Origin of the sequence: Salibacterium qingdaonense (assembly GCF_900114715.1) — a bacterium.
In the GTDB taxonomy this organism is placed as follows: domain Bacteria; phylum Bacillota; class Bacilli; order Bacillales; family Marinococcaceae; genus Salibacterium; species Salibacterium qingdaonense.
The window spans coordinates 18,606-39,673 of sequence record NZ_FOTY01000007.1; the positions used below are offsets into that span (position 1 = coordinate 18,606).

The 21,068-nt window shown below is 51.4% G+C and carries 22 protein-coding genes; 5 read left to right on the top strand and 17 right to left on the bottom strand.

What is annotated here, in order from left to right; all coding sequences use genetic code 11:
- Nucleotides 1–21 precede the first annotated feature (21 nt).
- From BM058_RS07660 to prfA, 9 genes are all read right to left on the bottom strand, one after another.
- Complete coding sequence (locus BM058_RS07660) at nt 22–1,263, bottom strand: serine hydroxymethyltransferase (RefSeq protein ID WP_090926447.1); 1,242 nt, start codon at nt 1,261–1,263, stop codon at nt 22–24.
- A 125-nt stretch (nt 1,264–1,388) separates the two neighbouring features.
- The gene (locus BM058_RS07665) at nt 1,389–1,946 is read right to left on the bottom strand and encodes a TIGR01440 family protein (protein ID WP_090926448.1); all 558 of its coding nucleotides are present in this window, start codon (nt 1,944–1,946) and stop codon (nt 1,389–1,391) included.
- 278 nt (nt 1,947–2,224) lie between these two features.
- A complete protein-coding gene (gene rpiB, locus BM058_RS07670) occupies nt 2,225–2,665 on the bottom strand; it encodes a ribose 5-phosphate isomerase B (protein WP_090926449.1) in 441 nt (146 codons plus the stop codon).
- Between the two features lie 39 nt (nt 2,666–2,704).
- A complete protein-coding gene (locus tag BM058_RS07675) occupies nt 2,705–3,154 on the bottom strand; it encodes a low molecular weight protein arginine phosphatase (protein WP_090926450.1) in 450 nt (149 codons plus the stop codon).
- A gap of 57 nt (nt 3,155–3,211) precedes the next feature.
- Entirely contained in the window at nt 3,212–3,751 is a 540-nt protein-coding gene (locus BM058_RS07680) for a manganese efflux pump MntP (RefSeq protein WP_177195469.1), read from the bottom strand.
- A 58-nt stretch (nt 3,752–3,809) separates the two neighbouring features.
- A complete protein-coding gene (locus BM058_RS07685) occupies nt 3,810–4,847 on the bottom strand; it encodes an L-threonylcarbamoyladenylate synthase (RefSeq protein WP_090926551.1) in 1,038 nt (345 codons plus the stop codon).
- Between the two features lie 148 nt (nt 4,848–4,995).
- Nucleotides 4,996–5,640, bottom strand: a complete 645-nt coding sequence (gene spoIIR / locus BM058_RS07690; protein WP_090926452.1) for a stage II sporulation protein R — start codon at nt 5,638–5,640, stop codon at nt 4,996–4,998.
- 87 nt (nt 5,641–5,727) lie between these two features.
- Nucleotides 5,728–6,591 (bottom strand): peptide chain release factor N(5)-glutamine methyltransferase, encoded by an 864-nt coding sequence (gene prmC / locus BM058_RS07695; protein ID WP_090926453.1) that lies wholly within the window; start codon nt 6,589–6,591, stop codon nt 5,728–5,730.
- Nucleotides 6,592–7,665, bottom strand: coding sequence for a peptide chain release factor 1 (gene prfA, locus BM058_RS07700; protein ID WP_090926454.1), 1,074 nt, complete (start codon nt 7,663–7,665; stop codon nt 6,592–6,594).
- A 216-nt stretch (nt 7,666–7,881) separates the two neighbouring features.
- Here prfA and BM058_RS07705 point away from each other — a divergent pair, with 216 nt between their 5' ends.
- From BM058_RS07705 to BM058_RS07720, 4 genes are all read left to right on the top strand, one after another.
- Nucleotides 7,882–8,718: a PRD domain-containing protein gene (locus BM058_RS07705; protein ID WP_090926455.1), complete on the top strand. Its 837-nt coding sequence runs from the start codon at nt 7,882–7,884 to the stop codon at nt 8,716–8,718.
- Between the two features lie 210 nt (nt 8,719–8,928).
- A complete protein-coding gene (locus BM058_RS07710) occupies nt 8,929–10,368 on the top strand; it encodes a sucrose-specific PTS transporter subunit IIBC (protein ID WP_090926456.1) in 1,440 nt (479 codons plus the stop codon).
- A gap of 9 nt (nt 10,369–10,377) precedes the next feature.
- Entirely contained in the window at nt 10,378–11,823 is a 1,446-nt protein-coding gene (locus BM058_RS07715) for a glycoside hydrolase family 32 protein (RefSeq protein WP_090926457.1), read from the top strand.
- A 92-nt stretch (nt 11,824–11,915) separates the two neighbouring features.
- Complete coding sequence (locus tag BM058_RS07720) at nt 11,916–12,104, top strand: hypothetical protein (protein ID WP_090926458.1); 189 nt, start codon at nt 11,916–11,918, stop codon at nt 12,102–12,104.
- A gap of 226 nt (nt 12,105–12,330) precedes the next feature.
- Here BM058_RS07720 and BM058_RS07725 read toward each other — a convergent pair whose 3' ends face one another.
- The gene (locus tag BM058_RS07725) at nt 12,331–13,149 is read right to left on the bottom strand and encodes a hypothetical protein (protein WP_090926459.1); all 819 of its coding nucleotides are present in this window, start codon (nt 13,147–13,149) and stop codon (nt 12,331–12,333) included.
- A complete protein-coding gene (locus tag BM058_RS07730; RefSeq protein WP_245736892.1) occupies nt 13,146–13,679 on the bottom strand; it encodes an RNA polymerase sigma factor in 534 nt (177 codons plus the stop codon). The genes BM058_RS07725 and BM058_RS07730 overlap by 4 nt, the downstream gene beginning before the upstream one ends.
- A gap of 215 nt (nt 13,680–13,894) precedes the next feature.
- Between BM058_RS07730 and BM058_RS07735 the strand changes: the two genes are divergently transcribed.
- The gene (locus BM058_RS07735; protein ID WP_090926460.1) at nt 13,895–15,226 is read left to right on the top strand and encodes an FAD-dependent oxidoreductase; all 1,332 of its coding nucleotides are present in this window, start codon (nt 13,895–13,897) and stop codon (nt 15,224–15,226) included.
- Nucleotides 15,227–15,551: 325 nt separating this feature from the next.
- Here the strand turns inward: BM058_RS07735 and BM058_RS07740 are convergent, their stop codons facing one another.
- The 6 genes from BM058_RS07740 to BM058_RS07765 all read right to left on the bottom strand — a co-directional run bounded on the left by BM058_RS07740 (nt 15,552) and on the right by BM058_RS07765 (nt 20,627).
- Complete coding sequence (locus tag BM058_RS07740) at nt 15,552–15,935, bottom strand: hypothetical protein (protein ID WP_090926461.1); 384 nt, start codon at nt 15,933–15,935, stop codon at nt 15,552–15,554.
- A 290-nt stretch (nt 15,936–16,225) separates the two neighbouring features.
- Nucleotides 16,226–16,846, bottom strand: a complete 621-nt coding sequence (locus BM058_RS07745) for a thymidine kinase (RefSeq protein WP_090926462.1) — start codon at nt 16,844–16,846, stop codon at nt 16,226–16,228.
- A gap of 95 nt (nt 16,847–16,941) precedes the next feature.
- A complete protein-coding gene (locus BM058_RS07750) occupies nt 16,942–17,868 on the bottom strand; it encodes a metal ABC transporter permease (RefSeq protein ID WP_090926463.1) in 927 nt (308 codons plus the stop codon).
- 22 nt (nt 17,869–17,890) lie between these two features.
- Nucleotides 17,891–18,922 (bottom strand): metal ABC transporter permease, encoded by a 1,032-nt coding sequence (locus BM058_RS07755; RefSeq protein ID WP_090926464.1) that lies wholly within the window; start codon nt 18,920–18,922, stop codon nt 17,891–17,893.
- Nucleotides 18,919–19,677, bottom strand: a complete 759-nt coding sequence (locus BM058_RS07760) for a metal ABC transporter ATP-binding protein (protein ID WP_090926465.1) — start codon at nt 19,675–19,677, stop codon at nt 18,919–18,921. The genes BM058_RS07755 and BM058_RS07760 overlap by 4 nt, the downstream gene beginning before the upstream one ends.
- Nucleotides 19,678–19,694: 17 nt before the next feature.
- Nucleotides 19,695–20,627 carry a metal ABC transporter solute-binding protein, Zn/Mn family gene (locus BM058_RS07765; protein ID WP_245736893.1) on the bottom strand — a complete coding sequence of 311 codons (933 nt, stop codon included), beginning with the start codon at nt 20,625–20,627 and terminating at the stop codon, nt 19,695–19,697.
- Nucleotides 20,628–21,068 lie beyond the last annotated feature (441 nt).

Genomic DNA, 21,068 nt, shown 5'->3' on the forward strand with positions numbered 1-21,068 from the left:
GCTCCGTCTTTTCAGGAGAACTTACAGTTCCGGATACATCGGGAAAGCAGCCGTCAGTGCGTCGATGCGGCGGGCCGCTTCCTTGAGCGTTTCTTCGTCGTCATGGTGTTTCAAGGTCAGCGCCATCACTGCTCCGATTTCGTCCATTTCTTTTTCACCGAAGCCACGGGAGGTGACAGCAGCGGTGCCGATGCGGATACCGCTTGTGACAAACGGGCCTTCCGGGTCGAATGGAATCGTGTTTTTGTTCGTGGTGAGTCCGACTTCATCGAGCGCTTTTTCGCCGACTTTTCCAGTGATGCCAAGGCTTCGCAGATCCAAGAGAAGCAGGTGGTTGTCCGTTCCGCCGGAAACGATGTCGATGCCGTTATCCTGAAGCGCGGATGCAAGACGTTTCGCGTTTTTCACGATGTTTTCAGCATACGTCTTGAAGGAGTCCTCGAGGGCTTCTCCGAAAGAGACGGCTTTCGCCGCGATGACGTGCATGAGCGGACCTCCCTGCAGTCCCGGGAAGATCGCCTTGTCGATCTTTTTGGCAAAATCCTCTCCGCAGAAAATCATGCCGCCGCGCGGGCCGCGCAGGGTTTTATGTGTCGTTGTTGTCACAAAGTGCGCATGCGGTACCGGGTTCTGATGGACACCGGCGGCAACAAGGCCGGCGATGTGGGCCATATCGACCATCAGGTACGCACCTGCTTCATCGGCGATTTCCCGGAACTTCGCGAAATCAATTTCCCGCGGATACGCACTTGCTCCGGCGACAATCATTTTCGGCTGATGCTCCTTCGCTGCTGCGCGGACAACATCATAGTCGATGACCTGATCTTCCTGAGTTACACCGTATTCCACAAAATTGTACTGCACTCCGCTGAAATTCACCGGACTGCCGTGGGTCAAATGGCCGCCGTGGGAGAGGTTCATACCGAGCACGGTATCCCCCTGCTCAAGCGCCGTGTAGTAGACAGCCATGTTGGCCTGCGCTCCGGAATGGGCCTGCACGTTTACGTGTTCGGCGCCGAACAGTTCCTTGGCGCGGTCACGGGCGAGATCCTCGACGACATCCACGTGCTCGCAGCCGCCGTAGTACCGGCGTCCGGGATAGCCTTCCGCATATTTATTCGTGAGGACCGAGCCCTGCGCTTCCATGACGGCCTCACTGACGAAGTTTTCGGATGCGATGAGTTCAATTTTGTCGCGCTGGCGCTGCAGTTCATCCTGCATCGCAGCGTAAACGGCTGGATCCTGGTTTTTAACTGTTTCCATTTTTCGTTACCCCTTTCTTTCCTCATACTCTCTCATTCGTGTTTTGTTATTTATTATGATTTCCTGCCGTATTATAACATGAATTTTTACGCTGAATCCGTAATTTTTTTAAAAAAATCATATCATTATTCAGATTCAGGATAAAGAGCGCGGGTTCCGCCGATCAGTTTCGGCCGGGTGACGGCCATGGTGACGTGTGCGTTTCCGATGGAATCCACGGAGCCTCGAATGGGCACGGCCACATGTTTCAAGTGCATGCCGATAAACGTGTCCCCGATGTCGATGCCGGCGTCCGCGCGGATGTGCTCCACCACTACCGGATCAGAAAATGACGCAAAAGCGTGCGACGCCATGGCGCCCCCGGCCCGGCGGTGCGGAACAACAGCCACTTCCTCCCCGCCGAACCGGGCAGCTGCAGCGCGCTCCATAACAAGAGCACGGTTGATATGTTCACACCCCTGAAAAGCCATATTCACCCCGGTATCCTGTTGAAAGAAATCCAGCACCTCATACAATGCTTCGGCGGCTTCCGCCGATCCCGCCGTTCCAATACGCCCGCCGGTGACCTCGCTCGTACTGGCCCCGATCACAAGCAGCCGGTCCTGATCGAGCGTGGTCTGCTCCCGCAGCGCATCCAGGCAGGCCTGCAGAGACGTCTGCCATTCCTTGATATCATGAGTCATACCGATCACCTCTTGTTGAAAGCATACCACATCAGGTCTATTTTTTGAAAAAACGGGCCGAGGCGCGGGAGGTCTTTGGCGTCTAAAGGTCACAAATGCCGCTTCCGGGGTCCAATGTGACGGTCAGCCGATTTCTAAGCCCCACTTTCAGCCTGTCCTCCTGAAAAAGTAACTCTTACGCTCTTTCTAAGGTTTACATTTCACTTTCTAAACGACCATTGTTACCCTTAGACCTCTCCTATGAAAAAAGCCGCCCTATTTCAGGGCGGCCCTGCTGTTTATTTTTCTTCCATCGCCATCATTTTATCGACGCGGTCGGCGTGACGGCCGCCTTCAAATTCCGTCTCAAGCCAGGCTTTGACGATTTCGCCCGCCAGACCTGGTCCAACAACGCGCTCGCCCATCGCGAGAATGTTGCTGTTATTGTGGGCGCGGGATGCTTTGGCACTGAATACGTCGTGGCAGACCGCGGCGCGGATGCCGTTGATTTTGTTCGCGGAAATCGAAATCCCGATACCGGTTCCGCATATCAGGATGCCTTTATCCACTTCCCCGGCAGCGACGCGTTCGGCGACCGGCTGGGCGTAATCCGGATAGTCGACCGACTCCTCGCAGTTGCATCCGTAATCTTCTATCTCTACATCCATATCCTGAAGTACTTTTTCCACTTCGACTTTCAGTTTGTGACCGGCGTGATCGGATCCCATTGCTATTTTCACGGACATCTCCTCCTGACCTTTCTTTTTTTGCTCCGGTTTTTAGTCTTTGTTGATACGTTCCAGTATTTTCTCTACCAGTGTTTCAAGCTCGTCCGCTGTGTTCCGGTAGGTGTCACGGGATCCCCCGATCGGATCGGTAATGTCTCCGGCTCCGCTTTCTGTATTCCAGGCGAATTCTTTCACGGTAAATACTTTATCCGCGGCTTCCGGGAACTGCTGCACGGTCATACCGTGGTGGTTTTTCGTCATCGTGAGAATGAGATCCGCCCAGTCCACCCGTTCTTTCGTCAGTGGTTTGGCAGCGTGACGGAGCGGAATATCCCGTTCCTTCAGCACTTCCACCGTTTCTTTGGACGCGGACATGCCGGGAGAGGCCGATATCCCGGCGGACTGCACCTCGATATCATCTCTTCCTTTTTCCCGGAGAAGTGCTTCGGCCATCGGGCTGCGGCACGTATTACCGGTACAGACAAACAACACGTTGGTCATACCTGGTTCCTTCCTTTTTATCTTATTGTACTCTCTATTTTATCACAGATATGTCTGTCACAGAATCAGCTTTAAGCCAAGACTGAACAAAATGATTCCTCCGGCGGCTTCTCCAAGATGGCCCAGCATATACTGAAGTCTGCCGCCAAGGGCAAGACCGGCCCACGTAAACGCTGCGCTGAATGCTCCAAACAATAGCAGCACTTCGACCCACGGCGTCTGCAGAATGCCAAGCGATATACCGATCGAGAAGCTGTCCAGACTCACAAGCACCGCAAACAGAAAGATCCCTTTTCCGCGCGGCATGACAGCGGCTGTCGTTTCTTCATTGCTTAGTGCCGACCAGATCATCTGCATGCCGGTGAAAATGAGGAGCATACCCCCCACCATGAGAGCCGCCTGCTCAAACGACTCTTCAATCCATCTTCCGCCGAACAGACCGAAAGACGGCATAATCATATGAAAAAAACCTACCACTGCCGCCGTTTTCAGACGTGGGATTCGTCCTGCCTGATTCATAGCTGCAGCAAGCGACATAGAAAAGGCATCCATGCTGAGCGCCGCCGCCATTCCGCACAGTACGAGCCAGCCTTCCATTTCCCGTTCCCCTTTCCGGATATGCTCGTACAGCTTATGCATGTCCGGAGCAAAACATTCAGGAGGCGGAAGCGGCTTTTTCAAGACGATTCATCACAGCTTCTCCTATGCCTTTTTTCGGAAACGTTTCACAGAAAATCACATCCACCCTGCTTTGATCGGCCAGGCGCAGGTTATCATAAAGCCGGGCAGCAATGTCTGAAAGCTCGTCCTTTGATCCAAGAGCAATGAAGACATCTGCATATTTCTGCAGGTCGGCATGATGCTCATCCACCGCCATAATACCTACCGTTTTCCCCTCTCTTTGTGCCTCTTTCACAGCTTCGTGCATACTGCCTTCCACAAGTACAAGAGGTGAAGACGGAGCATAGTGGCGGTATTTCATGCCGGGGGCTTTTGGCGCTTCTTCCTGCGGCAGTCCAGCAGATTCCGCTACGTTCTCCTCCCCGAGAACACGGGTCAGCTGTTCTCTCGTAATACCACCGGGACGCAGAACGACCGCCTTCTCTCCTGTGCAGTCCACAACAGTGGACTCCAATCCGTACCCGGCTCCGCCTCCCTTCACGATACCCGCGATTTTCCCGTCGAGATCGTACGTCACGTGTTCGGCTTTTGTCGGACTCGGGCGTCCCGATCGATTGGCACTGGGAGCGGCCACCGGGACACCAGCCTTGTTGATAAGTGCCCTTGCCACAGGATGCTCCGGCATACGAACTGCGACCGTCGAGAGCCCGGCCGTTACTTTTTCAGACACTGCGTTGTTTTTTGGGACAATTAAAGTCAGCGGCCCCGGCCAGAAAGCATCCGCCAGCTGCTCTGCCATGTCCGGCACGGAGGATGTAAGATGCTGCCACTGGGACCTCTCACCGATATGTACAATTAACGGATTATCCCCCGGTCGTCCCTTCGCGGCGAAAATCTGCTCCACTGCGGCATCACTCCGGGCATCAGCACCAAGACCATATACCGTTTCTGTCGGGAAAGCAACCGCTTCTCCGCGGCTTATACACAACCCCGCCTCTTCTATTTCAGGGGGTGAGGGCTCTTTACCATCCCAATTATCCACATCCCACATTCTTGTTTGTTTATAATTCATCTTTTCACCCCTTTTCATCCGTTCCAATAACCCCTGCTATTATAAGAAAAATTGCTTTATCAAGGCAAATATAAAAAAGTTACCCACAACTTTGTGTACAGCTGTGGATAACCCGATCATTCTTTCATGCCAGTGCTCAAACTGCTTTTTATTCCTTGTCTCCGAACCAATGGTTCCATTTCTCCACAACGAAGAATCGGTAATCCTTTTCTTCATCCACAGAACCCTTGCTTTTTTCCACATTTTCCTTCGAAGCGTCCTTTTTTTCCACACCTGAAGAGGAGTTATCCACAGATTCTTCCGATGAGATGAAGCAAAGAGGCGGAAACAGAACACACCACCAGTTATCTCCTTCTCCTTGTCCAATGGTCACGACGAGCGCTTCATAAGCTCCGGCCGGGTAAATAATCGGCCCGTAAATTCTCGTTGGAAAGTCCACGTCGGATTTTAAGGCGATGGAAAAGCTGCGTTCTTCCATTCCCCGATCGTTGAGAACACGCTGCACCGTCTCTTTGAGTTCAGGAAGGGAACGCTGCAACGTTGTCAGCGCCTCCTCTTTGTCCAATTCTGCCGTTAATTCGCCGCGTATCTCTTGATTTACAGCGTCCCGCACTTTTGTTTTTGCAAGCTGCTCTTCGGGAGAATTATTGTGAGCGAGAATGCGGAGACGAACCGCTTCTTCGGGAATCGTCTGAATGCCGGCATTGGAGGCTGCGGCATTTTGCTGCTGCTCCATCTGCAGCCAGGATATGAGAACAAAAAACAATACATAAATGAGTGCTTTTTTCGGCATGGCGTTGACACCGTCCTTTCATGACTCATTGTGGACGGTGCCTGTGCTTTCTAAACGCTAAACGGTTCGACATCTTTTGTTGGATCGTTATACGTCATTGCGTTCGCAGAATACCATTCTTGGTTTATCGTTCATATCATGCCGGAGTTCTATATCAGCGAGCGGCAGCTCTTTTTGCAGGATACGGCTGACATCGTTTCCCTGCCGGTCCCCGATCTCAAAGGCGGCAAGACCCCGGGATTGCAGCAGAGCCGGGAGATGAACCGCCATTTTCCGGTAACAGGCGAGTCCGTCGTCTTCGCCGACCAGTGCCAGTTTCGGATCGTGATCCCGGACGAGGGGATCCAGTGCTTCCCATTCCTGTTTCGGGATATACGGAGGGTTGGAGACAATAACGTCGTATTTCGTTTCTCCTTCAAGGAGAGGGTCCATCAGGCTGCCTTCGAAAAATTCGACAGATGCTCCGAGATTGGCGGCGTTTTGCCGTGCAGTCTCAAGGGCTTTCCTGTCGAGTTCCACTGCCCTCACCTGCACATCCGGTGCCTCCAGTGCAAGCGTGATCGCGATAACGCCGCTTCCGGTTCCGATATCGGCAACCTGCAGGCTGGTGATCCGCTGGTTCCGGATCCATCTGAGTACACCATCAACCAATTCCTCCGTCTCCGGTCTTGGAATCAGTACGTGTTCATTCACATGAAAACGACGGCCGTAAAACTCTTCATATCCTGTTAGATGCTGCACCGGAACACCTTGTGCGTGCTGCACCACATCACGCCAAAAAGCCGTCCACACGTCATCTGTGATAGGTTCCCGCCGGGCCAGGTGAAAATCCGTCCAGCCGACATTCAAATGGTGCTTCATCAAGAGTTCAGCGGCTTTTGGTTCCCGTTTGTTTTCTTCTAAAAAAGACGAAGCCCGGTTAAGGGCTTCGTACATATATGCAGGCTTCATTTATGCCTCTCCTGCCTCTTCCATCATTTCGGCCTGTTCTTCCACAATCAGCGCTTCAATAATCTGGTCAATTTCCCCCTGAAGCACCTGATCGAGCTTCTGTACGGTGAGGCCGATGCGGTGATCGGTGACGCGGCTCTGCGGAAAATTGTACGTGCGGATCCGTTCCGAGCGGTCACCGGTTCCGACTGCGGACTTGCGGTTCTCGTCGTACTCGGCTTCGGCTTCCTTCTGGTACATGTCATAAATACGGGCACGCAGCACTTTCATGGCTTTATCTTTGTTTTTGAGCTGCGATTTCTCGTCCTGACAGGAAACGACGATACCCGTCGGTTCGTGAGTCAGGCGCACCGCCGACATGGTGGTGTTGACACTCTGACCGCCCGGACCGCTGGCGGCGAATGTGTCTACACGGATGTCTTTGTCATGGAGCTCGACTTCAACTTCCTCAGCTTCCGGCAGAACCGCGACGGTGGAGGTGGACGTGTGGATACGTCCGCCTGACTCCGTGCTCGGTACCCGCTGCACGCGGTGGGCGCCGTTTTCGTACTTCATCTTCGAGTAGGCGCCTTCTCCGCTTATCATGAAAATCATTTTGCTGAAGCCGCCGAGTTCCGTCGGGGTCGACTCGATGACTTCGGCTTTCCAGTTGTTCTTCTCAGCGAAACGGGAATACATCTTGAACAGATCCGCCGCAAACAGAGAAGCTTCATCGCCTCCTGCTGCTCCGCGGATTTCCACGATGACATTTTTATCATCATTGGGGTCTTTTGGCAGCAGCAGAATCCGCAGCGTTTCCTCGAGCTCCTGCTTTTTTTCCGTCAGTTCCTCAATTTCCATTTTGACCATATCTTCCATATCGTCATCCTGGTTATCCTGGAGCATCACCTTGGCGTCGTCAAGCTGGGTCGTTGTCTCTTTATATTCCCTGTATTTCTGGACAATGTCCGAAATCTCGGCCTGTTCCTTGGAGTAGTCCCGTAATTTTGCCGTATCACTTACGACATCCGGGTCGCTCAGCCATTCGTTCAGCTGTTCATAACGATCTTCTACGGCTTGCAGACGTTCTAGCACAAGCTTTCACCTCTTTATAGGTTGCATAACATTATAATTATAGTATAATGCCGCTTCTTCGTCAAAAAAACTCTCCCTCCATCTTGCGCCGGTATACCCGATGTGCTGCACCCCCAGCTCTGAAAAGGTAGACTGCTGAGCCTTGTGGTAGTTATCCTCAGAGAATGAGATATCGCCTGGATGGTGATATAGTATCGAAAGAAAGGAGGCTGAGGCATGAAAATCCTGCGTATACTGAATAACAACGCTGTCGTTGTTCATCACGGGAGTCGGGAAAAGATTGTTTTTGGACCGGGAATTGGATTTCAAAAAGGAAAAAACGACCCGGTGAACCAAAAGAAAATTGAAAAAATATTCAGCATGGAAGAGGAAACACCTAAATTTGAGCAGCTGTTGAAGACACTTCCTGTCGAAGTCATTGAAACCGGCGAGGAAATCATCAGCTGTGCAGAAGGGGAGATGCATCTGCCCCTCAGCGATCATATTCATATTTCCTTGATTGATCATCTGGCTTTTGCCCTTGAACGTGTGAAGCAGGGAGTTACGATAGAAAATAAACTGCTCCATGAAATCAAAGCCCTCTATCAGGAGGAGTACAGAATCGGCGTGTGGGCCGTCCAAAAAATTAAAACGGATCTCGGGGTAGACCTTCCAGAGGCGGAAGCGGGGCATATAGCACTGCATCTGCATACCGCGAAACTGCAAACCGGTTCGATGGAAAAGACGATGCAGCGGACGTCCTTGATTCAGGAGCTCATTCAACTCGTTGAAAACTCCGGCGGCCTCGAGCTTGCGGAACACAGCATGTCGTACCACCGCCTGGTTGTTCATCTAAATTTTGCTCTCTCGCGGGCAGAAGACGGCAAAGGTTTTGATGATATGGATCCCGAGATGCTTACACTCATTCAGACCAAATATGAAAAAGCCTACGCGGCAGCATGCGAGCTGGCTGACCACGTGAAACAGGAAGCCGGTCTGCCGCTTCCTGTACCCGAGATCGGCTACATTGCCCTTCATATCCAGCGTATTTTATCAAATCAATCGCTTTCATAAATCAGCAGGAAAGCGTTGACATGGTGAATTTCATTTTGTATACTTTGCGTACATTGTACATATCGGGAGTTGTTACTGCTCTGAGCAGGCAAGACCCAGAATGAGGACAGGAAACGTGTGTGTATTCCAGGCACACATTTCCCCTTCTCGTTTTGGGTCTTTTTTTATGGTTGAAAACAACTTCCGCTTTTAGAAAGAGGGGGTTTTCTAATGGATTATAAACAATCAGCAGAAGAACTGGTGACACTTCTCGGCGGCAGGGACAATATCATCAGTGCTACGCACTGCGCAACGCGGCTCCGGTTGGTTCTTGATGATGAAAGTAGAATCAACAAGAAGGAAATTGAAGATTTAGAAGGGGTGAAAGGTGCCTTTTCAAGCTCCGGTCAGTTCCAGATTATTTTCGGCACCGGAACCGTTAATAAAGTGTTTCAGCCGCTCGCAGAAGAAATCGGCATGGGGGAAGAGTCCGGAAATGATAAGCAGCAGAAGATGGACCATAACGAAGCTGTAAAAAAGAAAATGAATCCGGTATCACGATTTGCAAAAGTGCTTTCCAACATCTTTGTCCCCATCATCCCGGCCATTGTAGCAGCCGGCATGCTGATGGGACTGCTGAATCTGATGAACCGCTTCGGCTGGGCAGACAGTGACAGTTCCCTGTATATTCTGCTTGATATGTTCTCCTCGGCCGCTTTTATTATTCTTCCGATTTTGATCGGCTACAGCGCGGCACGTGAATTCGGCGGGAACACGTATCTAGGGGCTGTTGTCGGAGGGATTATGACTCATCCGACTCTTTTGAACCCGTGGGGGCTTCAGGAAAGCGGCGTACAGCCGGAAACCCTCCAATTTGCCGGCATGAACATTGAACTTCTCGGCTACCAGGGTACCGTTATTCCGGTATTGCTGACGGTGTACGTCATGTGCTGGCTGGAAAAATTGTTCCGTACCTTTGTTCCGAATATGATTGATCTGCTCGTTACACCGTTTTTGACGATTATGTCGACAGGTTTTATTGCTCTGATGGCTGTCGGTCCGCTCGGCCGTCTGCTTGGAGAAGGCGTAACATCGTCCCTCATGTTTTTATATGACACAGGAGCGGGATTTGCCGGACTTGTGTTCGGCGGATTGTATTCACTGATTGTATTAACCGGAGTGCATCACAGTTTCCATGCCATTGAAGCAGAAATTCTCGGGCAGGTCGGTTTTAACTATCTACTGCCTATCTGGGCGGTGGCAAACGTTGCCCAGGGCGGAGCCGGGCTTGCTGTATGGGTGAAAACACGAAGCAAAAAAATGAAAGAAATCGCCGGACCGTCATCGTTTGCTGCTTTTCTCGGTATTACGGAGCCGGTGATTTTCGGAGTGAATCTCCGCTACCGCCGTCCGTTTATCGGTGCTGCTGCCGGAGGTGCTGTCGGCGGGGCCTATGTAACGATTACCAACGTTACCGCAAATGGTATCGGTGTGACCGGTCTGCCGATGTTTGCCATTGCAAACGATCCAGTGAACTACGCCATCGGTCTATTGATTACCGTGGGCAGTGCTTTTACCGTCACATGGCTGTTAGGCTGGCAGGAAGAAGAAACACAATCAGAGAAAGAGGAAACAGAATCACAGCAGAGCAGCACGGATAAAGCTGTATAGGGGGAAACCATGAGTGACGAGCATGCTATGCGGCAGGACGTAGAAAAGATGTTGAATCAAAACAGAGGCGCCAGGACCGGACCTTTTCGACAGCAGTTCCATCTCATGCCTCCTGTGGGATTAATGAACGATCCAAACGGACTTGTGCAGTGGCAGGGTGTTTATCATGTTTTTTACCAATGGATGCCGTTTCACACTGGTCACGGCAGCAAATGGTGGGGGCATGCCGCTACAAGAGACTGGATCCATTGGGAGCTTCTGCATCCGGCGCTGGCTCCGGTGCAGGAGTTTGAAAAGAATGGATGCTATTCCGGCAGCGCCGTCGTGCATGAAAATCAACTCTACTTGTTTTATACCGGCAACGTGAAAGATGAACACGGACGCCGGAAGAGCTATCAATGCCTTGCTGTTTCCCGTAACGGCGTCGATTTTAAAAAGTACGGCCCCGTCATTCACCAGCCCGATGGGTATACCGCGCACATCCGTGACCCAAAAGTATGGTTTGAAGCGGGCATATGGCGTCTCGTCATCGGCGCCCAGCGCAGCGACGGAGAAGGGCAGGTGCTGTTGTACCGTTCACCGGACTTATGGAATTGGGAGTTTCTCGGTCCACTCGCCGGCCGGGACGCCACGTTTCCCGAGTCCTTTGGCTTCATGTGGGAGTGCCCGGACTTCTTTGAACTCGAAGGTACACGGGTGCTGCTGGTGTCTCCGCAGGGGCTCGAAAAAGAGACGTATCGATACCGGAATCAATACCAAACCGGCATTTTCACTGGTACTTTTCATCCGGAGACGGAGACGTTTTCCCACGGCGGTTTTCGTGAAATAGACCTGGGATTTGAATTTTACGCCCCTCAGACGTTTGAAGACGAACAGGGCAGGCGCCTGCTGCTTGGCTGGATGGGTGTTCCGGACCAGCAGGAACAGGCTCACCCGACAATTGCTGACGGGTGGCTGCACTGCCTGACGTTTCCAAGGGAATTGTCGATGCAGGAAGGGCACTTATATCAACAACCCATCGAAGAATACAAACAGCTTCGCGGGACACACGCATCAACTACTGTGGCAGCAGCCAATGAGACGGCTGCCTGGGCCTCGTGGACCGCAGCAGCTGCCGAGCTTTATATAGAAATAGAGACAAAAGCCAGCTGGATGATCTCGTGGCGCGGCTGTTTTCACATTTCTTACGATGCTGAAGAACAGACGCTCACGTTTGAACGTCCTGATGTTGAAACCGGTGAGCCGGAGCAGCGTGTCAGCCGGGTGAACAAGGTGCATGCGCTCCATTGTCTGTTTGACCGCTCATCCGCGGAAGTATTTGTGAACGGCGGAGAATACGCATCGACTTCCCGTATTTTTCCGGAACAGGAGGCAGCGGGACTTCAATTCGCAGCGGAAGCTGCCGCTGTATTTCATGTACATGCCTGGGAACTTCAGTCTCTGCAATGGCAGTAAGGAGCTTGGATAAAAACATTCCGAACGGTTCGAGGGATCCGTTCGGAATGTTTTTTGTATAGGAAAAGGTATTGCGGGGCAGGAGCTGTTCCGTGGACACTTCTGCCCCGGAGCACTGGAGTACGTTCGATGCTTACGTTACGTTTGTATGCCGGCCCCCCGTACAAACGTCACATAAAGCGGTTCATGATGACGTTTTGGCGGACGCGGCCGGCTTAAACGTCATTGAAGGATTCCAACGTTACGTTCAGCTTCTTTTTCTGTGCCTGAACGTCGTTTAAACGAGTTCATAACGACGTTTACACCGGGATACGGCGCCTGAACGTCGTTCGTCAGCCGGACCGCCTCCTGCCTGGAGAACCGCGGAAGCTTCCGCAACAACACCCGTACACCGTTACGATATTTCTTCCATCCCTGTCACTTCGCCGGATTCGAGGTTGAACGTTACGCGGTCCGGGAAAAACTGAACTTATATCTCAAGCAGTCATATCGGATTCAAACCGCCGATTATTTCCATTCCCATTCATCCATTGCCACTTGTTCCACTGCATTAATTCCATCCCCCATCTCCACAGGATAACTCTTCTGCCACTCTACAATGGTCTGCTCGTTCTGCTGGAGAATAACGGTCACGTGCTCTCTTTCTGTGTTTTCAAAGACAGCCATGTAGTCCCCGTACTGCAAATCTTCAAATTGGTGGGTGCTTCTTTGATATCCCTGGTTTTCATACGTTGTTCTGATGTTTGCAGCCATTGTTTCAAGATCCTTTCCATCCGTGTGTTCCGTCACTGTCCATACCGGTTCGTCGGTCCGCTGCTGGTCTTTTGAGAAAGCCGCGTATACAGCTAATTTTCCTGCTTCCGTTCGTTCTGTTTCGAAGAATTCAGGAATATAAGTCGTGAATGAAAAGCCATCTTCATCAAGAAGTTGAAACGTATCTTCCGTATAGCTTCCTTCAACCTGGTACGTGATTTCTTTAGCGGCCGGTCTGTTTGAATCAGGCTGTTCTTCAGAGCCGCCGGGAGGCTTCTCTTCAGTATCCTCATCCTGATCATCTTCCGGCTCCGCAACACTAGGATTTTCCTCCTGTCCTTCTCCTGTGCCGCGATCCTCAGGCGGGAGAACGGCTTGAGACATAACAAGCATTCCGGCAATCAAAGCTGCGGCTGTCCCGCCGGCAATAGCACCAACACGGGGGGCACGATGTTTTCCAACGCGCTTGGAAGACTGCACATGAGCCCAGATCCGCTCCGGACTGGTTTCGTCAGGAATGCGGTCGTAATCCTCTTTCAACCGTTTCATCTGCTCTTCCCATGATTGATTCATGCCTCAACACCTACTTTCTCCCATTCTTTTTTCAGCTGTCTTCGTGCCCTCATGACTCTTGTCTTTACCGCGGACTCCGATTTATCGAGCACCTCACCAATTTCCTTGAATGATTGTTCATGAAAATAATGAAGAATAAGCGGAACCCGGTATTTTTCTTCCAGACGAAGAATCATATCGTGCAACTCCCAGGACGCTTCACTGGAACCAAGCTCTGTATAGGGTTTTGTGGTTCGTTTCTCCATCACCGCCTCCACATTGCGGCGCTGTCTTTTTTCCCTGCGCATGTGATCGCGCGCAGCATTCAGCGTTACGGTATATAACCAGGTGGTAAATGTGTTCCCGGTAAACGATGACAGCGAGCGGTATACATTCAAAAACACATCCTGCGTAATGTCCTCCACCTCTGACCGGTTTACTCCGATTTGGTGTGCAAACTTCTGCACTGTACGATAATGTTTTGCAATTAATTCCTGAAACGCCTGATCATTTCCGGAGCGTGCCTGTTCCACCATGTCATGATCGTTCATCACAGTCCCTCCGTTTGTCTTGTTCTACCTGTAAGACGAATAAAAGCGGCAGATCGTAACAAGAAATATTATTTCCACGAAAAGAACCTTCTTTTCCAGGTCCATCCCCCCTTATATCTTAGTCCTACCGGCTCGTTAGGAGAAACGTTTTTATTTTTTCAGGAAGGGAATACTGTTTGTACTACATACAGTTAAAAGTAAAGGGTGTTTTAGTCATGAAATACGTGATTATCGGCGGAGATGCGGCCGGAATGAGCGCTGCGATGCAGATTGTACGGAATGTGGAAGGGGCGGAAGTGACAACACTTGAAGCGGGCGGCATTTATTCCTACGCCCAGTGCGGACTTCCCTACATCGTCGGAGGTGAGGTGGAACATACAGAGAAACTGATCGCCCGGGATGTGGAGACTTTCCGGGAGAAATACGGCATCGATGCGAGAGTATTCCATCAAGCGGAGGCTGTCGACACCGCGAAGCAGGTCGTGTCCGGACAAGATAAGGAAACGGGAATGTCGTTTGAACTGCCATATGACAAGCTGCTCATCGCAAGCGGCGGGTCGCCGGTACTGCCGGATGTGCCGGGGCGGACGCTGAAAGGCGTTCACACGTTAAAGACAATTCCAGATATTGAAGCGATTGATGCGGATCTGGATGACGTGCACGATGTGACCATTATCGGCGGCGGCTACATCGGCCTGGAGCTTGCCGAGAACCTGATCGAGACAGGCCGGAACGTGCGTATTATCGAGCGCAACAACCGCATTGCCAAAATGTTTGATCCCGACATGACACCGCTTATCCATGAAGAAGCCGGGAAACACGGCGTCGAGCTGTGTCTCGGGGAGTCGGTGGAAGTGCTGGAAGGCGTGCAGCGGATCCAGGCGGTTCAGACGACCGGCGGCTGGTATGATACAGATCTCGTCATCGCCGCCACGGGGATCCGGCCGAACACAGATTTTCTTGAAAATACCGGGATTCAGCTCCGGCATAACGGCGCGGTCCAGGTGGACGCGTGGATGCGCACCAACGTGGACCACGTGTATGCGGCCGGGGACTGCGCCGTACAGTACCACCGCATCAAAGAACGGGATGATTATGTCCCGCTTGGCACCCATGCCAATAAACAGGGGCGCGCCGCCGGGAAAAACATGGCCGGTATCCCGAAGCAGTTCCAGGGTATCGTCGGCACCTCTATCCTCCGCTTTTTCGACCTCACTCTTGCCAAAACCGGGTTAAATGAAGCGGAAGCTGAAGCCATGGCTTTCCCGTTTGATACCGTGATTCACGAGACGGTGGATAAAGCCGGCTATTTTGAAGGAAAAAAACCGCTCACCCTGAAGCTGCTGTACCGCACGGACACCAAAGAAGTTATCGGCGGTCAGGTCATCGGAGAATCATCCGGCGCGGCCAAACGTATCGATGTGCTCGCCGTTACGTTGTTCCACCGAATGACGCTCGATGATTATGAAGATCTTGATCTATCCTACGCACCCCCATACAACGGCGTCTGGGATCCGATCCAGCAGACCGTGCGCAGGGCAACCTGAAGAGAAAACGCTCCCGATGATCCTAACGGACCGTCGGGAGCGTTTTTGTGTGAAAGGAAAGCTGCGTGGTATATACCCCAGAGTATACATGGAAAGAAAAAGCCCGGAAATCCACCGGAGGACACTAACCGGATGAAAAAAGGAATTAGTGTCCTCTAAACGATGGTTCATGGACACTGTAATGCTGCAATCAGACAATAGCAGCCGCCGCTGGATGAAGGTGGACACTATCTGACTGCACCAGTGCGCCAGTGTCCTCGACTACACTTTTTGTGGACACTAACGCCACTCCCCGGCGGTTTAGTGTCCACCGGCCCGCCCTTTGTCAGCCATCCAATACCGTCACTTGTACCTGATACCTCGGCAGCTCTTGTTTGTACTGGCGCTTGAGTTCCTGCTGCTTCTTCTTTTTTTCTTCTTTGTTCCACGACGTATCACTTGTCGTGTAAAGATAAGCATGGCGGCCGCCGAAAGTGACATATCTTGGAGAGAATCCAATTCTCCGGGCAATTTCTTTCACCCTGGCATTATCATTACCCAGGTTCTGTTCTTGTGTCGTCATCGATACATTACCGGGGCCCTGGTTATAATCCGAAGGAGCTGCCGGCTCCGGACTCCGCAGCGGTCCGGCCTGCGGGGACTTATCCTGTCCACAGGACGCAGCCGACAGGAGCACCAGGCTCAGAAGAAAATATACGATATATTTCATAAAAGGACGTCCTCCTTGAAACAGGTTGTCCTCCTAGGATTTCCGGTTCACGCGTTTTCATGCAGCATCCCATATAAAAAGCCGTCCGCGTGCACCTTTGGCCGGTAAAACCTCACTTCCGGCATGTAACAGCACTTATTCGGCAGGTAAATCGCAGCACTTGGCATGTATTCACATACTTTCGGCCGGTATACGACCTGATCACACGATGTTCTTCCCTGCCGGCATCCATTAAAAAATCCGGACGATCTATATAGATCGTCCGGATGTCACTCCATCCTGTCTTTTTTTCAACAGGTGGATCCTGTGTTTTCGATATGCAGTTCGGAAACAGGTCTGCCGGGCACTTCGTGGCAGTGCCGGCACCGTGGTTCGTAGGCTTCATCGGCTCCGACCAAAATGACTTCATCCTCATAGTGAGCCGGACGCCCTTCAATCAGCCGCTGCGTGCGGGAAGCAGGCGATCCGCAGCAGGGACAGACAGCCTGTAATTTCACCACTTCTTCAGAAGCTGCCAGCAGTTCTTTCACCTGCAAAAACGGTTCTCCCCGGAAATCCTGATCCAGGCCGGCGACCACCACTTTGATGCCGCGGTCTGCCAGATGCTGGGCAACAGATACGATACCGTGGTCGAAAAACTGCGCTTCATCCACCGCTACCATCTGCACCCCTTCTTCAAGCATCGAAAAAATATCATGAGAGTGCCCCACTGCTTTGGCCCATATTTTCGTTCCGTTGTGGGAAACGACTTCCTCTTCACTGTACCGGTCATCAAGGGCCGGTTTAAACACAATCACATTTAGATTGCCGTAGGCTGCCCGGCGGATGCGCCGGATCAGTTCTTCGGATTTCCCGGAAAACATGCTGCCGCAGATGACTTCTATCCATCCATCTTTTCTTATCATGTACATTGTTGTTCCCCTTACTTCCTCGATTAGTCTTTTCTTATTTTCCCTGAAATTCGAGATGTATTCAATAGGTCATCGGAAGTTTTCGGGGCTATCCTTTAAAGCTCTCTTTTCCCGTCCGCAGGAGCGAAGGCAGGCTGTCTGTTCCATTCCCTGTTCCTGTGCTGTTTCTGCCGGACGCTCCGGGTGATCACTCCGTTTTCTCCGGCAAAAAGAAAGGAAATCAGGAAAATAACACCTGTCATGACCGCCATGCTTCCAGAAATCGAAACGTTGAGCCATTTAGCAGCATAATATCCGCTGAAACAGGCGGCAGCACTGAATACAACGCTGTATAAAAACATGAAGGATAGTTTTCTGGTCCAAAGGTACGCCGAAGCGGCCGGAACAATCATAAAAGCCACGACAAGTACCGCTCCGACGCTGTCAAACGAGGAAACAGCTGTCACCGATGTCATCGTCATGAGCAGATAATGAAGAAAAACGGCCGGTATACCAAGGGATACAGCGAGCGCTGGATCAAAGGTGGACAGTTTCCATTCTTTATACAAAAGCGTGATCACAGCGACGTTGAGAAGAAGTACAATGCTGACAAACAAAAAGGCCTGCGGGATGGAAACGCCGAAAAGAGTCACGGTCTGAAACGGGACAAAGGCGATGTTTCCCATCAATGCGTGATTGACATCCAAGTGAACATTGCCCGCATAACGGGAAATGAGAAACACCCCGAGCGCAAAAAATGCGGTGAATGTTACGCCGATGGCAGCATCGGACTGTACCCCGGAATTCTTCAGAAGCTGAATAACAATCGTCGTTAATAACCCTGCAACAGCCGCACCGATGAGCATCGTGAAGCTGTCAAGTGTCCCGGTCAGCAAAAACGCCGACACGAGCCCGAGTATCACGGTGTGACTGATGGCATCCGATATCATGGCTGTCTGCCGCAGTACCAAAAGCACACCGATGATACTGCACGAAGCCCCGGCCAGTACTCCGGTTATAATGATCCATCCTTCATACGTCATTACTGGTCCCCCCTTTCTTCCATCACATGAAATACCTGTTCTTTTTCAGCCAATTCCACAACTTTTTTGCTTCATTGTTTTTGGCACCGAGTGCTTTTTGCCATGATTCATACTTGGATGCCGCCGTGCCCGGCACCGAACCGAGTGCCTTGAGAGCCTGCTGCTTTTTCCAGCGGCGCCGGAACTGCCGGTGTGCGAGGACCTGCGCCAGTTTCCCTCTTTTTGGAGCAAACAGAAACGACAGAAAAAAGATGACTGTTGCGGTCAAAACAACGACGGGTCCCGTAGGAATGCCGCCGTCGACAGCACTGATGAGCGTCCCGGTGACACCGGAAAAGGCTCCAATTACCGAGGCAAGGATAACCATCACACCAAGCCGGTCGGTCCAGTACCTTGCCGCGATGGCAGGTGTGATGATAAGCGCCGACATTAAAATAATGCCGACAGCCTGAATCCCCGCTGTTACAATCAGTACAATGGACAAGCTCAGGACGCTGTTCAGTGTCTTTGTTTTCCACCCCAGTCCTCCTGCAAAAAGCGGGTCAAAAATAACAAGCTTCCATTCTTTGAAAAACAGAAGAGCAGCAGCTGTAACCAATATGGCAATGCTGCTCATCATCCAGACATCGGATGGAACCATCGAAGCAGCCTGACCGAAAATGTAACTGTCAAGGCCGCTCTTATTACCTGCCGGGCTGTTGGTAATCATCGTGAGCAGCACGATACCAAGCCCGAAAAACACAGAAAGGATCAAACCAATGGCTGTGTCCTGTTTCAGCTTTGAATGTCTGTGAATGACGCGTATGCCCCACAAGCTGATTAAACCAAAGACAGCAGCTCCGGTCATCAGAGCAGGAAGCTCTCTTCCAGCCACTAAGAATCCAAGACATACACCGGGCAACGCTGCGTGGGACATAGCCTCCCCGACGAGACTTTCTTTTCGCAAAAGGACAAACGACCCGACGATGCCGCTTGCCATCCCTAAAAACATCGTGCCAAGCAGAACCCAGCGGAGGTTGGGGCTTCCAAGCAGGGAGAGCCAATCCTGTATCATGATGGATTCCCCGCTTTTTCAGAAGAAGAGCTCTCCAGAAAGGCAAGCTGGCCGCCGTAGGTTTCCTGCAGTTTTTCTTTCGTAAACACTTCTTCTGTCGGCCCCTGGGCTACCACGTGTTTGTTCAGCAGAATCATCCAGTCAAAATACTCCTGGGCTGTCTGCAGGTCATGGTGTACGACAATGATTGTTTTGTTTTCCTGTTTCCATTTCTGCATCAGCAAAATGATAGCGCGTTCGGTTTTGGCGTCCACGCCGGCAAATGGTTCATCCATGATATACAAGGAAGCATCCTGGGCCATGGCACGGGCAAGAAAGACCCGCTGCTGCTGCCCTCCGGAAAGCTCTCTGATCTGCCTCTTGGCATACTGCTCCATCCCGAGTTCCTTCAGACATTCATAAGCTTTCTCTTTATCGTGTTTCCTCGGCCGCCGGAACAGACCAACGTGGCCGTAGCGTCCCATCGTTACAACATCCAGGGCACTCGTCGGAAAATCCCAGTCGACTTCGCCGCGCTGCGGCACGTACCCGATTCTCGAACGGACCTTTTTCAATTCCTCTCCGAAAAATACAGCGCGCCCGTGGAGTTTTGGCACGAGATCCAGCACCGCTTTAAGAAGAGTGGATTTTCCTGCACCATTGGGACCGACAATCCCCACCAGTTTGCCCTGCGGCACCGAAAAGTCCGCATTTTCCAGAACCGTGGATTCCTGATAAGCTACCGTTATATTCTGAACGTCCAATGCATCACTCATTACTCTGCCTCCTTGTTTTACTGGAGAGACGATGCCATTGTATCGATGTTATGCCGGAACATTCCTTCATACGTTCCTTCCTCTGTCCCGGCTTCCCCCATTGCATCCGAATACAGCTCTCCACCGATTTCCACCTGTTGTCCCCGCTCCTTTGCTCCTTCCACGACGGAATTCACCGCCTGTTCGGAGACACTGGATTCCACAAATAATGCTCCTATGCTCCGCTCCACCATCAAGTCCACGATATTGTTAACGTCTCCAACACCAAATTCCGCATCGGTGCTGATTCCCTGCAATCCCTCTACCTCCATGCCGTATGCATCACCGAAGTAACTGAAAGCATCATGGGCCGTCACAATAACGCGGCTTTCTTCCGGAATTTTCCGAATGTTTTCCTGGGCATATGCATCCAGTTCCTCCAGGTTGTTCAAGTATTGCTGCGCTCGTTTTTCATATTCTTCCCTGTTCGCTTCATCCACTTCTATGAACGCGTCCTTCACGGCTTCCACCGCGTATGCCCATCTGTCCGGATCAAACCATACGTGAGGGTCATGAGGATAATCTTCCCCACCTGATATCAACATATCTTCCGGAATATTCTCCGTTACGGCATAGCTTGGCGTTTCATTTTCAACGTTTTCAAAGACTTCCCCCATATTTCCTTCCAGGTTTAATCCGTTGTAAAGGTTCAGATCCGCTTCGGCCAGAGATACTACGTCCTGCTGCGTCGGCTCATAGAGATGCGGATCTACACCGGGACCCATCATTGCCTGCACGTCGGCCTGATCGCCGCCTATGTGCTCTGCGACGTCCCGAACCTGTCCTGTAGTTGCCACGACGGAAAGTTTCTCCCCGGGTCCTTCAGAAGCACCTGAATTCTCTCCTGTCCCGCATGCTCCCAGAGTGACCATGACAATGCTGAAAAATACAGCTTTTTTCAACAAGCTCATTTTTTTACCTCCAGCTAATTTATTTATACACATGACAAAAAGTTTCCCTAGTGCAATAATATACTTATGGACTTATCTTTTCAATACCTTTTTTCAGTGGACAAGAGTGAAATATTTAGGCTGATATTATACATACTGGAAAGGCACTTGTTTTGTTCTTCAGAAAATGTGAAAGATGGAAGGAGCTGCGCTTTTGTAGATGGATCAGGGGGAGTGGTGGACACGAAGACGCCGGCACAGGTCTTCAGTGGTTCCGCACAGCCGGCGGGAGTGCAGAACCGGATAATCCACCTGGCGAGGTTGTGATAATTGGCCGCCAGGCAGCGCTGCCTCTGGAGACGCGGGGCACAAACACCTGCAATCCCTCGTTTCTCTCTATATAAAAACACCAGGCAGGGTTTCATATCCCTGCCTGGTGTTTGTCCAGGACTGATATAATCA